Raw genomic sequence first — 13,538 nt, 5'->3', positions numbered from 1 at the left:
CCATGGCCCGAGCCTTACTGTTGGTCGATTTACAAAATGACTTTTGTGCCGGCGGCGCTCTCGCCGTTCCGCAAGGCGACAGCACAATCGATATTGCCAACCGTCTGATTGACTGGTGCACAGTACGCGGCGACACCGTCGTTGCCAGTCTGGACTGGCACCCGGCGAATCACGGTAGCTTTGCCAGTCAGCATCAGGTCGAACCCTACAGTCAGGGGCAACTCGATGGCCTGGCGCAGACGTTCTGGCCCGATCATTGCGTGCAAAACAGCGAAGGGGCAGCTTTGCATCCGCTGTTGAACCAACGTGCGATTTCTCAAACCTTCACCAAGGGAGAGAATCTACTGGTCGACAGTTACAGTGCTTTTTTTGATAACGGCCGTCGTCAGGCAACCGCGCTGAACGCTTGGCTGCTCGAACACCGCATTGCCGAGCTTATTATCATGGGGCTGGCTACCGACTATTGCGTTAAGTTCACCGTACTGGATGCGCTCGATCTTGGTTACACCGTCAGCGTGATTACCGACGGCTGTCGTGGCGTCAATATTCACCCCCAGGACAGTGCAGAGGCTTTTATGGAAATGGCGGCGGCGGGCGCAACGCTGTATACGCTTGATGACTGGCTGGAAACCCAGCCGTAAGCGATGCCGACAGGGTCACTCCTGTCGGCGCATTTTCTCAGGCCAGCGCTGAAATATCTTCCAGCGATACTTTGCGTGTTTCGATGCCAAAACAAAAAAGAATCAGCGCGCATAGCACCAACATTACGCCTAGCACGATAAAGACCGTAATCGACCCGTAACGGGTCAACAAAATAGCAACGCCATAAGGCGTAAACACCGCGACAATCCTTCCGACTGCATTCACAAAACCCGAGCCCCGCAATCTAAGATGCGTGGGCCACAGTTCAGGGACATACACCGCAGAAGCAAAGCAAACATACATATACAGAAAAAAGATCATCACCAGCCCATAGCTCAGAATGGCCCACTCTTCGGTTTGAATCGAATAGAAATACCCGAGCAGCGCGATAATAATCAACAAGGATGAACCAAATAACCGCCGTGGAAAACGATCGATAATTAGCGCAGCAATAAATATTCCAACTGGCGCGCCAATCATAATTATCGCGGTCATAAAGATGGATTTCGTTACATCGATTCCTGAATTAACAAATATCGTCGGGATCCATACCGTAATGGTATAGAGCGAAATATTCATCGCGATAAGCACAGTGATCGCCACCAACGTACAGCGCAACATCGGCCCCTTGAACAGGAGCCAAAATGACCCACTTTCCGTGCTTAAGTCCGCCGTCAGGCAACCATTCTGGCAGGAGGATAAAGTGATGTTTTTTTCTTTCTCAATTTGCGATTCCACCTGCAAAAGATGTTTTTCAGCTTCACTTCTTTGACCTTTACCAGCCAGCCAACGCGGGGATTCAATATAGTATTTTCCCGACAGATACCAGGCCAACAGCATTGCCATACCACCAAGCAAAAACATCACCCGCCAGCTTATAAAGGCAATAATCACGACGCCAATTGCCGCCGATAGCATTGGCGCCCAGTTGCCGACAAACGACAGGCGGGCAGACCATTTTCCGCGCACCTCAGGCGGAATAAATTCCGTAAATGAGGCATAGCCCACCATAATTAGCGCCCCCATTCCAACCCCCATCAGACAGCGGAAAAAGATAAGCCAATACATGTTGGGCACAAACGTTGCCGCACAGGCTGAGGCCCCGACGATTAGCAAATTGATACGGAACGCTTTGCGTCGTCCGAAGTAATCACCAATAAAGCCACCGCCGAGTGAACCGATAAAGTAGCCGAACATCAACGCTGAGGTAAACGCGGCATTCAGATAATTATTTGACCAGCCGGTACTGACTAATTTTGCCAATACCACATTCCCGGAGTAGCTGAGAAAACCGGTTATTAATAAACTAAAACTAATAATGCCGAAAATGCGAAAATGAAATCGAGATAAAGGTAAGCGATCTAATCTTGCGCCGATAGGGTCACATTTTTCCATCTGGATGCCTCAAACTCAGCTAAATAGAAAGTATGGCGATCGCGGCAGAAACAATTTTGCCGCGCCATCCATCATCATTAGATTCTTATGGCATTTTCCAGGTGCAAACTAAAATAATATCGACGCAACTCACGCTACAATTAATAAACGAGTTGAATATTATTCTCTTGGCAAAATGCAATCCACTCTGCACCCGGTGCCTTATTGGTTATAAGATAATTAATATGGCTAAAGTCAACGAGCTGGACGAAAGCTTTGCGATCAAATTTTGAGTGATCAACCAACAGCGCCACTTCAGTCGCCTGACGGATCATGGTTTTTTTGATTTCCGCTTCCGCTTCGTTAGAATCAAGCGCCCCGCTCTGCATATCCAGTCCTTTGCAGCTCATCACCATAATATCAACATGATAGCGGCTGATAATCTCCTTGGTGATCCTTCCCTGCAGCGACAGTGTATTCTTGTTCAATTCACCGCCGGTAGAAACCACGTTAATTTCTGACTGCGCCAATTCATGAAAAGCTTCAGCCGAGTTGGTAAGCAGTGTCAGATCGTTTCTTTCCTTCAACAGCTTTAATAATTCCATCGCAGTACTGCTGGAGTCGGCAGCCATCGTGGTCTTATTTTTAATAAACGGCAATGCATTACGGGCAATGATCTGCTTCTCTTCAAAGAAAGATTTTGCTCGCTTATAAAAATGAATATTGTCGGACAACGCGGTGGTATTGAGCACTGCACCGCCATATGTTCGAGTCAAAAAACCTTCATCTTCCAGTTTTTCAAGATCGCGGCGAATCGTTTCCTCAGTTACCTGAAAGATTGAACTTAAATTCGATACCGCCACTTTCTTATCGTTAGCCACCATTTGCTTAATGGCCTGAATCCTGTCTTTTGCCGCCACGATGACACCTCTGTTTCCTGCAAAGTAATAATAAGACCCTAGTATCTCACAGGCTATGTTTATTTTCAAAAGAACATGTCTGAATCACAGATTTTAATGCTATTTTACACAGAAACAGAGGTCAGTCCCATCAGGCTTATTTGCTATCCAACGCTTCTGCCATTTGTCTCATCAATAATGAATCATCATCTGACAGAGGAATAGTTAACGCCTCAACATTCTCACGAACCTGCTCAGGCGCAGTTGCGCCGCTCAGTAAGGTGATTAAATCACTTTGCTTTAATATCCACGCCAGAGCCAGCGCGGGGATTGTACAATGGTATTTCTCGCACAGCGGCCGCCATTGCTCAAGCATGTCAATCACCCTCAGCATATTGTCCCGTTGGAACCAGACTTTGTTGGCCCGCGCACCGCCAGGGACATAATCCCGATCAATAGTCCCGGTCAGGAGTCCCTGCTCGAGCGGTGAATAAACCTGCACAACAATGCCATTCTGCTGGCATAACGGCAGCAGTTCAGTTTCCAGTGCACGATCAAGAATGCTGTATTTGGCCTGCACGATATCCAACTCGCCATGTTTGAGGTACTCCCTGACATGCCCGGCATCCACGTTTGCGGCACCTATAGACCGAATTTTGCCTTCTTTCTTCAGGGCGTTCAGCGTATCAACGGTTTCCGCTATCGGCGTAAAACAGGGTTCGACCGACTGCCAATGGGTCATATAGATATCAATGCTGTCGATACCCAATCTTTGCAGGCTGGCATCAACCTCTTCGCGAATAGATTCAGGCGTGAGGTTTTTATACAGCTGGCGATCGCCCACTTTGTTAAACAGGCTACCTGTTCGCTCCCAGACGATGCCGCATTTGGTTTCAACCACTACCTCACTGCGCGGCAGCTTTTTCAGCGCCTGCCCGACAATCACTTCACTGTTGCCAAAGTTGTAGCCTGGCGCGGTATCTATCAAATTGATACCGCAGCGATGCGCCTCAACAATGGTATCGATACAAATCTGCAGATCGAGATCGCCATTCCATGCTGGGCCGCCGCCAATGGCCCATGTGCCTAATCCCATGCGGGAAAGCATAATATCCGTACTGCCTAAAGGAATCATTTTCATCTGCCGCTATTACCCTTCGTATTCGTCAAGAAGTTGTTCAACCAACTTTCTGTTCTTCACGCCCGTCGTGGCGCCCACGCTCAGTACCGATATCGCTGCCGTTGCGTTAGCAAACAGCGCGCACTCGCGCAGCGGCTTGCCTTCAAGCAGTGCAGAGATAAATCCCGAGGCAAAATTGTCTCCCGCACCGATGGTGTCGATAGCGGTAATTCCCGAAACTGCCGGGACCTCCATTTTCAGATCGGCACGTTTGATAAAGCAGCCTCTTTTGCCGGTCTTAATCACAACTGTTTTCACGCCACAGTCCAGGAAACTGTCGGCAATATCATCCAGCGTCTCTTTCCCGGTGAGCAGTTTTGCCTCCTCGAAATTGGGAAACAGATAATCGACGTAGCTTAACGCCTGGCGAATATCTTCCAGTGTTTCATTAAGCCGCGGCTTGATCATATCGGCACAAATAATTAACTGATGCGCTTTCGCCTGAGTGAAAATTGCCGTCAGCGCATCGCCATCCAATAATGGGCTATTAAAAATACTTGCCAGCGATAGCAGTTTTGCCTGAGAGAAACGGTCAAAATCTACATCGTTTATATTCAACTGCCACAGGCTGCCGTTGCGGTTAGTCACAAAAGTACGCTCACCATCAGCAGTGACTAAGCCCACATTGATAGAGGTATCAACATCGGCATCCTGTTTCAGACTCTGAATATCGATACTCTCCCGACGACAATGTTCGATAATAAAATGACCTGCCGCATCATCCCCCACCCGACTAATTAACGCTGTACGATGGCCAAGGCGAGAAATAATGGTCGCCTCATTAATAGCGTCGCCGCCCGTGGTCATGGCTATTCTTTCTAAAGGATAAGAGTCTACATCAAAGATATTTTTGCTCACTGGCTGCAAAGGAATATCAACAATTGCCGCCCCTATACAAATAACCTCGATATTATCCATATTGTCATTCCGCTTTACCGTCAGAGCCAAACAATTTAATTTTTTCTAATGCTCGCTCTTTTACTGCTTTACGAACTTCACGTTCAACGTGGAGAAACGGCTGATTCTGATTCGCTTGTACAGCCGCCATGGCGGCCTGGCATAGTTCAGTATGAATGTTGATTTTAGAGATGCCTAATGAAATGGCTTTTTTGATATCCGCATCGCTGATACCTGACGCACCGTGTAGCACCAGCGGAACAGAAACCGCCCGGCGTACGCGCTCAACAACCTCGAAATTAAGTTTCGGTTCAGAGGTATAAACCCCGTGCTGGTTGCCAATCGCCACCGCCAGAGAATCACAGCCGGTACGCTCGACAAATTCCGCCGCCTGGCTTGGGTCGGTATAGTGATAGCCCGCCAACGCCTCTTCATAAACCGTTTCATTCCCCACATGGCCCAGTTCAGCTTCGACCGGCACGCCCAGCGGATGGAAAAAATCCACAGACTCTTTCGTCAGACGAATATTCTCTTCAAAATCAAAGGCAGAGGCATCACGCATTAGCGAATTCATACCATGGGTCCAGGCGTTATGGATAATTTCCATGCTGCGTCCGTGATCCCAGTGCGTAATAACCGGAACCGAGGCTTTTTTCGCCATTGAAACCATCATGTGCGAGAAATCTTCAAATGAGGTATTACCTACAAAACCAGTGCCGAAGGAAATAATCACCGGCGATTTAGATTCTTCCGCCGCATCCATCACCCCCATTAGCATTTCTGCATTCCACACGTTAAAGTGGGCAATTGCATAATGTTTATTTTGGGCATCATTTTCCCAATATTTAATATCTGCCAACATGGTTACTTCTCCCTTTTCAATAAATTAATGATTTACTTTAATAACGCCTTTGATAATTTCACGCTTGTTATTAACGGATTCATCAAACGCGCGCTGAACATCTGCATAATCGTAAATATGCGTCACCATCGACTTCACATCGAAACGACCAGAGGAGATGGCTTCAATCGTTACCGGGTAGCGGTTGGCATAACGAAAAACCGTCTGAATCGACACTTCACGGTTAATTTTGAGGAAATTAATCGCTGAATCACCAGGTACTGTACCCACGATCATAATTTTCCCGCCGCGCATCACCAGATAGGGAGTCTGTTTAACGGTGATGGCTGAGCCGGCGGTTTCGAAAACAATGTCCGCCCCCATGTCGCCAGAGAATTGTTGGCAACAGGCGATGGTGTCCTCTTTTGCACCGTTGATAACGGTCGACGCCCCAAGTTGCTCGGCCATCACCAGGCGTTTTTCCAGCACATCAACCACCGCAATGTCGGTTGCGCCCAAACATTTACAAGCTTGCAGGGTCATTAAACCAATACAGCCAGCCCCCAGAATGATGATTTTCTTGCCCGGCTTAACGTCCGCCAGCATTGCAGCATGCATACCGACCGCCGCAGGCTCCACCAGCGCGCCTTCCAGCGTGTCCATGTTATCGGGCAGCTTGTAAGTGAAGCTCTCCGGATGACACAGATAGTGGGTTAGCGCGCCGCGATAATTGGGCTGAGTGGCCATGAAATCGACGTCCGGACAGATGTTGTATTTCCCTTCAAGACAGTAGCGACAGTGACCACACGGCACGCCCGGCTCAATGTTCACCCGGTCTCCGGGTTTAAATTTTGTCACTCGGTTTCCTACCGCCACCACCGTACCAGCGCATTCATGCCCCAGACCAATTTCCTGATTGGGATCTTTCGGCGGAATAAAAGGACCCGATTCAAAACCATGAACATCTGATCCACAAATTCCAACGTATTCCACTTTAATCAGCACTTCATGCTCTTTTGGCACCGGAATTTCGGCGTCGATAATTTTCATCGTTCCCGGTGTTTTTAAGATTGCTTTTGAATTTTTCATCTTATTTCCCATCAATATTATTTGCTGGTAATTGCATCAATACCGAGACTTTCGACAGAGACGCCTTTTGTTTCGATTCCGATAGTGGCAATAGCAACCGCGACAATAATTGAGACAGCGCCAAGTAGTACAAATACTCCCGTCACACCGTAGCTGCTAAGCAATACCGCGACAGCATAAGGTGCCGCGATACCGCTGATACGCCCTACCGCGTTGGCAAGCCCAGACCCGCGAAGTTTCGCCTCGGTCGGCCATATTTCCGGAACATAAACCGCTGAGGCATAACAGACGTACATATAAACAAATGTAATAAGGAAGAAACCAATTAATGTTATTAACAGCATGCTGGTTTGCAGTGAATAGATATAACCCAACACAGCGATTAATACTAATAAGCCAACTCCCATGCTTTTTCTCGGAATTTTATCCATTACCAGCATGGCGATAAAAATCCCAAACGGCGCGCCAAACATACTCATGGTATTTAAAACAATGGAGTCTTTCAGATTAATACCTTGAGTCATAAATATTGTCGGTAGCCAGTTAATTAAGGTGTACTGCACGATGTTCATGGCAATCAGAACAAAGGAACCCAAAATAACCCGTTTAAGTAACACCCCTGTTAATAAGGCGGAATACGGAACAGAACGCGGTTGTTTGCCATCATCATCTATTACGACTGGTGGCAGCGGCTTGCCGGTCTGGCGAATAACGCCCTCCTCAATTATCCGCATTACCTGTTCGGCTTCCTGGTAGCGTCCGCGAGATTCCAGCCAGCGAGGCGACTCCGGGAAACTGCGCCATGCAATAACAGTTGCTATAAGCGACAGCACAGCTGGAATCAACAACTGTACACGCCAGTTCCATTCCGCGCTGATAAGTGGTGTCAGCCCCATAGCAATCAGCGAACAAAGTGGATAAGACCAGTTACCGATAAACGATACCCGACTGGACCAGGTACCACGATTTCGGCCTGGCATATATTCGGTAAACCCGGCAAATAAGGTCACCAGCAATGCACCTAATCCAACTCCCATTACAAAACGACAGGCGATCAGGAAGGTCATGTTGGGTGAAAACGCACCAACTATCATAGAAATAATATGAATCGCTTCATACAAGATAAATGCGTTTTTACGCCCGGTTTTGTCACCGATAATTCCCCCCCCGAGCGCGCCGAGAAACATTCCTGCCGTCGTAATGGCAGAAAACGTGGCGGTGGTGGAATTATCGGTCCAGCCGAGTTCTTTTAACTGCGCGAGAATTAATCCGCCAACGGCATTACTCCAACAAACCAGTAATCCGAAGGCAACCATTGCAAACATCGACATGTGCCAGCGGCAGTCAGGCAGCCTGTCTAACCTCGCGCCGCAGTGCGGTTTTGCTATCTGTTCCATCCGGGAACCTTCCTTTAATAAATGGGTTATTCATCAAAGTCATAGGTCATGATGACCTTAATCGCGGTTTTATCGACCATGGCGTCAAAACCTTCGCGCCATTGCGACAGACCAATACGGTGAGTGATCATCGGTTTGACTTTGATCGCGCCGCTGGCCAGCAGACGGATGGCATTGCGCCAGGAGGTGGAATCGTAAGCCATATGGCCAATGATGCTTTTATTCCACGCAGTGATGTCGTTAATGGAAAATTCGAGAGGCTTGAAGCCCATGCCCACGCGGACGACTTCACCGTTGGGACGCAGCATTTCAATTGATTGTTTAAGGGCAATGTTGGCACCGGAACATTCGATAACCAGTCCCAGATTGTCTTTCCCGCAGATTTCCTGACAACGTGCAACCACATCTTCGGTCGAACCGTTGACGACCGCTGTCGCCCCCATTTCTTTGGCAATGGGGAAACGCACCGCGACATCGTCTTCCAGCCCGACCATCACGATATTAACAGCCCCCATAATGCGCGCCATTTGTACGGAAAAGAGTCCTAACGGGCCGGTACCGAAAACCACAACGTCCTGGCCCGGAAGAAATTTGGATTGCTGAGCGATAGATTTGTAGGCATTGCAGATAGGATCCAGCACAGCCGCTTCTTCATAATCGACCCCAGCAGGGATTTCCCACAGCGCGTGACGGTGAATCTTGAGGATTTCCCCAGGGACCAGACAATATTTCGAGAACCCACCGCCCCAGGTATTGTTATCCAGACCTAAATTCACCTTTTCTGTACAACAAAGAAAATCGCCTTGTTCGCATGCAGGACATACGCCGCAAACGTGCCCGCTGTTATCTGACACCACTCGCTGCCCTACCTTCCAGTCCTTAACCTTGTCGCCAACCTGTACAATTTGCCCAGCGAATTCATGACCACGAATCGAATTAAAAAGGTCGGATCCACTGTCGACATTGTAGTGTTTCATGTCCGCGCCACAGATAGCAGCCGCCTTGATTTCAATCACAACGTCATCCGGACCGCATACTGGCTCCGGAACATCAATCATCTTGTAGCCACCAAAGGCCTTGCCAAATCTTGCCAGTGCTTTCATTGAATTTTCCTTTGTGTTCGTTTTGCATCAGTGGTCATCATACTTATCCATATAATTTTTGAGGTCAACATTAAATCTTTAAAACACAGATACAGATCTGCATTTCACAACTCAGATCACAAATCAGTGCAAAGATGAACTGAAACTCAATGGAACACGGCAGCCGCTTCGCTAAAAATGGCGTGAACCTCTTCGCATTTTTTCTGTTATGAAACTGTTAACCTACGAGTGCTGTTTTTTTCGCCACGCCATTTCCGTGGCGTGTTTGCTTGTTTAAATGTCAAAGAGGAACACCGATGAAACTATTGCCTTTGTTGGCAGCATTACCCCTGCTCTGCGCCAGCGTTGTTTCCGCCAGTTCACTGATGTCAGTTGGCTACTTTAATGGTGGCGGCGACGTCACTGCCGGCCCCGGTGGCGACATCAATAAACTGGATGTTCGTCAGATAACCCACCTCAACTATTCATTTGGCCTTGTCTACAACAATGAAAAAGACGAGACCAATGACGCCTTAAAAGACGCCAGCAAGTTGCATCAGATTTGGCTTTCACAGAAAGTGCAGGATGATTTGCTGAAAATTCCACAACTGCGTAAACAAAACCCGAACCTGAAAGTTCTGCTTTCCGTCGGTGGTTGGGGCGCACGTGGATTCTCTGGCGCGGCGGCAACGAAAGAAACACGGGCGGTGTTTATTCAGTCTGCGCAGGAGATAATTGCGAAATATGGTCTTGATGGCATCGATCTCGACTGGGAATATCCAGTCAATGGCGCCTGGGGACTGGTCGAAAGTCAGCCGGGCGACCGCGCTAACTTTACCGCACTGTTAACTGAGCTGCGTGCCGCATTAGGGCATAAAAAACTACTGACCATCGCCGTGGGCGCGAATGCGGAAAGCCCGAAAAGCTGGGTGGATGTGAAAGCCATTGCGCCATCGCTCGACTACATCAACCTGATGACTTATGACATGGCTTACGGCACCCAGTATTTCAACTCGAACCTGTACGATTCGACGCATTGGCCGACGGTCGCCACGGCGGATAAGTACAGCGCCGATTTTGTCGTTAACAACTATCTTGCCGCTGGTCTAAAAGCGAGTCAGATGAACCTTGGCATTGGTTTTTATGGACGAGTACCAAAACGCGCCGTTGAGCCAGGCATTGACTGGAGCAAACCCGACGCGCAGAAAAACCCCGTTACCCAGCCCTATTTCGAACCCGCGCAAATTGAGTTGTTCAAATCACTGGGCGTCGATCTGAGCAAAGATACCTATGTGAAGTACAACGATATCGTGGCGAAGTTGATCAACGATCCGCAAAAGCGCTTTAGCCAACATTGGGATGATGAAGCGAAAGTGCCGTGGTTATCGGTAAAGTCTGCGGATGGAAAAGCACTCTTTGCTCTCTCCTATGAAAATCCGCGCTCGGTAGCGATTAAGGCTGACTACATCAAGAGTAAGGGGCTGGGTGGCGCCATGTTCTGGGAATACGGTGCGGATGACCAAAATCAGTTGGCGAAGCAGTTAGCCGATTCGTTAGGCATCAAACACTGATCCCAACGCCTGACACAATAGGTTATGATTAGCGCATTCTGCTGCGCCCGCTTTTGGCGCAGCTCTTCATTTTCTACTGGAGGCATGAGCTTTATGGCTTTTATCCCTAAAAATTACGCCCGTCTGGAAGTCGGTTACCGGGAAAAGGCGCTTAAACTCTTTCCCTGGGTCTGCGGACGTTGTTCCCGTGAATTCGCGTATTCAAATTTGCGCGAGTTGACGGTACACCATATCGATCACGATCACTCCAATAATCCGGAAGATGGTAGCAACTGGGAAATGTTGTGCCTGTACTGCCACGATCATGAGCACTCGAAATACACAGAAGTGGATCAGTATGGTTCTACCGTAGTGGCGGGCGAAGATGCGCAGAAAGACGTCGGCGAAGCGAAATATAACCCGTTCGCCGATCTGAAGGCGATGATGAACAAGAAATAACATCAGCTGCGGGCCCGACACCTATATATGCCGGGCCTGGGTAATCAAGATTTAAACGTCGCTATCGGTTCGGGTGAAATACCAAATTCCACTTTCAGCTGCTGCTTACTCTTCATCACCATCTCACCGTTGGTATCAATTGTCATATGCTGCGCGTCAATATTGTTTCGCGCCTGCCATAACATGACCAATTGCAAGCAGTTCTCTTTTTGTTCTGCCGTTAGCGCCACGCCATCCGGCCATTTTCCGAGTTCAACGGCAGTAGATAAGCGCTGATAAACTTCCGGCGTCATGCTGTTGATCATCTCATCAAGATTCATGTTAAATCCACTCTCCGCAGAATAATTTGCTGAATCGTTTCTTCAGCCCTTGGTTTGCTCACCGTTTTCACCATCGGTGAAGTTCAAAGACGCTGAGTTAACGCAGTAACGTTCACCGGTAGGTTTCGGGCCATCCGGGAAGACGTGTCCCAGGTGCGCATCGCAGTTACCGCAGCGGATTTCAATGCGCTGCATACCGTGTGACGTATCTTTTATGTAACGGATAGCCTCTTCACTGACAGGCTCGTAAAAGCTGGGCCAGCCGCAGCCAGAGTCATATTTTGTCTCGGAACGAAATAGCGGTTTGTCGCAGATCAGACAGTGGTAGATGCCGTCACGTTTGTTATGCAGCAAACGCCCGGTAAATGGCGGTTCTGTCCCGTGATTCTGCGTCACGTAGAACTGCATTTCGGTTAAATTATTTTTCAGTTCTTCTGGAGAAGGTTGATTAGCCATTTGCTCACATCTCGCTTTATCTAAACTCACATCGCGAGACAGATTCTAACAAAACATTAACACCGGAGTACGAACTTTTGTTCTAAACTTGATCCTTGCGAAATGGCAGCCTGCAATTCGTGATCAGAATCACATTTTTATCTTGATTGCCCTTTAAAATTCGGGCCGCCGACCCCATGTGGTTTCAAGCCCAAAGGAAGAGTGAGGCGAGTCAGTTGCGCAAAGCTTAGGCAGCAGTTTGATTTGTCGCAATGATTGACACGATTCCGCTTGACGCTGCGTAAGGTTTTTGTAATTTTACAGGCAACCTTTTATTCACTAACAAATAGCTGGTGGAATATATGACTATCAAAGTAGGTATCAACGGTTTTGGCCGTATCGGTCGCATTGTTTTCCGTGCTGCTCAAGAACGCTCTGACATCGAGATCGTTGCAATCAACGACCTGTTAGACGCTGACTACATGGCTTACATGCTGAAATATGACTCCACTCACGGCCGTTTCAACGGTACCGTTGAAGTGAAAGACGGTCATCTGATCGTAAACGGTAAAAAAATCCGTGTTACCGCTGAACGTGATCCGGCTAACCTGAAATGGGACGAAGTTGGTGTTGACGTAGTAGCTGAAGCTACTGGCCTGTTCCTGACAGACGAAACCGCTCGTAAGCACATCACTGCTGGCGCGAAAAAAGTGGTTCTGACTGGTCCGTCCAAAGATAACACTCCGATGTTTGTTAAAGGCGCTAACTTTGACAAATACGAAGGTCAGGACATCGTTTCTAACGCTTCCTGCACCACTAACTGCCTGGCTCCGCTGGCTAAAGTTATCAACGACAACTTCGGCATCATCGAAGGTCTGATGACTACTGTTCACGCAACCACCGCTACTCAGAAAACCGTTGATGGCCCGTCTCACAAAGACTGGCGCGGCGGCCGCGGCGCATCCCAGAACATCATCCCGTCCTCTACCGGTGCTGCTAAAGCTGTAGGTAAAGTACTGCCAGAACTGAATGGCAAACTGACTGGTATGGCGTTCCGCGTTCCTACCCCGAACGTATCTGTTGTTGACCTGACCGTTCGTCTGGAAAAAGCTGCTTCTTACGAAGAAATTAAGAAAGCAATCAAAGCTGCTTCCGAAGGCCCGATGAAAGGCGTTCTGGGTTACACCGAAGACGACGTAGTATCTACCGATTTCAACGGTGAAGTTTGCACTTCCGTGTTCGATGCTAAAGCTGGTATCGCACTGAACGACAACTTCGTGAAACTGGTATCCTGGTACGACAACGAAACTGGTTACTCCAACAAAGTTCTGGACCTGATTGCTCACATCTCCAAATAAGTTGAGATGAGTATC

The 13,538-nt window shown here is 48.4% G+C and carries 14 protein-coding genes; 4 read left to right on the top strand and 10 right to left on the bottom strand.

Annotation, left to right across the window (positions count from 1 at the left end; all coding sequences use genetic code 11):
* Window positions 1-2 precede the first annotated feature (2 nt).
* On the top strand, window positions 3-641 hold the full coding sequence (pncA, locus tag OGV94_RS09300) for a bifunctional nicotinamidase/pyrazinamidase (protein ID WP_043016632.1): 639 nt from the start codon (window positions 3-5) through the stop codon (window positions 639-641).
* Between the two features lie 37 nt (window positions 642-678).
* On the opposite strand, the gene OGV94_RS09295 is transcribed toward pncA, so the two are convergent.
* The 8 genes from OGV94_RS09295 to OGV94_RS09260 all read right to left on the bottom strand — a co-directional run bounded on the left by OGV94_RS09295 (window position 679) and on the right by OGV94_RS09260 (window position 9,422).
* Window positions 679-2,037: an MFS transporter gene (locus OGV94_RS09295; protein ID WP_043016633.1), complete on the bottom strand. Its 1,359-nt coding sequence runs from the start codon at window positions 2,035-2,037 to the stop codon at window positions 679-681.
* Between the two features lie 140 nt (window positions 2,038-2,177).
* Complete coding sequence (locus OGV94_RS09290) at window positions 2,178-2,936, bottom strand: DeoR/GlpR family DNA-binding transcription regulator (protein ID WP_043016634.1); 759 nt, start codon at window positions 2,934-2,936, stop codon at window positions 2,178-2,180.
* A 136-nt stretch (window positions 2,937-3,072) separates the two neighbouring features.
* The gene (ydjG, locus tag OGV94_RS09285) at window positions 3,073-4,056 is read right to left on the bottom strand and encodes an NADH-dependent methylglyoxal reductase (protein ID WP_043016635.1); all 984 of its coding nucleotides are present in this window, start codon (window positions 4,054-4,056) and stop codon (window positions 3,073-3,075) included.
* A 9-nt stretch (window positions 4,057-4,065) separates the two neighbouring features.
* On the bottom strand, window positions 4,066-5,013 hold the full coding sequence (locus OGV94_RS09280) for a sugar kinase (protein ID WP_043016636.1): 948 nt from the start codon (window positions 5,011-5,013) through the stop codon (window positions 4,066-4,068).
* Window positions 5,014-5,017: 4 nt separating this feature from the next.
* Window positions 5,018-5,854 (bottom strand): ketose-bisphosphate aldolase, encoded by an 837-nt coding sequence (locus OGV94_RS09275; protein WP_286523182.1) that lies wholly within the window; start codon window positions 5,852-5,854, stop codon window positions 5,018-5,020.
* Window positions 5,855-5,878: 24 nt separating this feature from the next.
* A complete protein-coding gene (locus OGV94_RS09270; RefSeq protein WP_043016638.1) occupies window positions 5,879-6,922 on the bottom strand; it encodes an NAD(P)-dependent alcohol dehydrogenase in 1,044 nt (347 codons plus the stop codon).
* Between the two features lie 17 nt (window positions 6,923-6,939).
* A complete protein-coding gene (locus tag OGV94_RS09265; protein WP_286523178.1) occupies window positions 6,940-8,319 on the bottom strand; it encodes an MFS transporter in 1,380 nt (459 codons plus the stop codon).
* Window positions 8,320-8,345: 26 nt separating this feature from the next.
* Window positions 8,346-9,422: a zinc-binding dehydrogenase gene (locus OGV94_RS09260; RefSeq protein WP_043016640.1), complete on the bottom strand. Its 1,077-nt coding sequence runs from the start codon at window positions 9,420-9,422 to the stop codon at window positions 8,346-8,348.
* 296 nt (window positions 9,423-9,718) lie between these two features.
* Here OGV94_RS09260 and chiD point away from each other — a divergent pair, with 296 nt between their 5' ends.
* Window positions 9,719-10,972 (top strand): chitinase ChiD, encoded by a 1,254-nt coding sequence (gene chiD / locus OGV94_RS09255; protein ID WP_043016641.1) that lies wholly within the window; start codon window positions 9,719-9,721, stop codon window positions 10,970-10,972.
* A 93-nt stretch (window positions 10,973-11,065) separates the two neighbouring features.
* The gene (gene yajD / locus OGV94_RS09250; protein ID WP_043017929.1) at window positions 11,066-11,410 is read left to right on the top strand and encodes an HNH nuclease YajD; all 345 of its coding nucleotides are present in this window, start codon (window positions 11,066-11,068) and stop codon (window positions 11,408-11,410) included.
* A 44-nt stretch (window positions 11,411-11,454) separates the two neighbouring features.
* Here yajD and OGV94_RS09245 read toward each other — a convergent pair whose 3' ends face one another.
* On the bottom strand, window positions 11,455-11,730 hold the full coding sequence (locus OGV94_RS09245) for a YeaC family protein (protein ID WP_043016642.1): 276 nt from the start codon (window positions 11,728-11,730) through the stop codon (window positions 11,455-11,457).
* Between the two features lie 42 nt (window positions 11,731-11,772).
* Window positions 11,773-12,186 (bottom strand): peptide-methionine (R)-S-oxide reductase MsrB, encoded by a 414-nt coding sequence (msrB, locus tag OGV94_RS09240; RefSeq protein ID WP_043016643.1) that lies wholly within the window; start codon window positions 12,184-12,186, stop codon window positions 11,773-11,775.
* A gap of 341 nt (window positions 12,187-12,527) precedes the next feature.
* Here msrB and gapA point away from each other — a divergent pair, with 341 nt between their 5' ends.
* Entirely contained in the window at window positions 12,528-13,523 is a 996-nt protein-coding gene (gapA, locus tag OGV94_RS09235; protein ID WP_003030697.1) for a glyceraldehyde-3-phosphate dehydrogenase, read from the top strand.
* The last annotated feature ends 15 nt before the right edge of the window (window positions 13,524-13,538 follow it).

The sequence above is a fragment of the Citrobacter sp. Ce006 genome, from assembly GCF_030336535.1.
In the GTDB taxonomy this organism is placed as follows: Bacteria; Pseudomonadota; Gammaproteobacteria; order Enterobacterales; family Enterobacteriaceae; genus Citrobacter; species Citrobacter europaeus.
The sequence above is the reverse complement of the archived record's forward strand: the minus strand, read 5'-3'. Positions and strand labels throughout refer to the sequence as shown.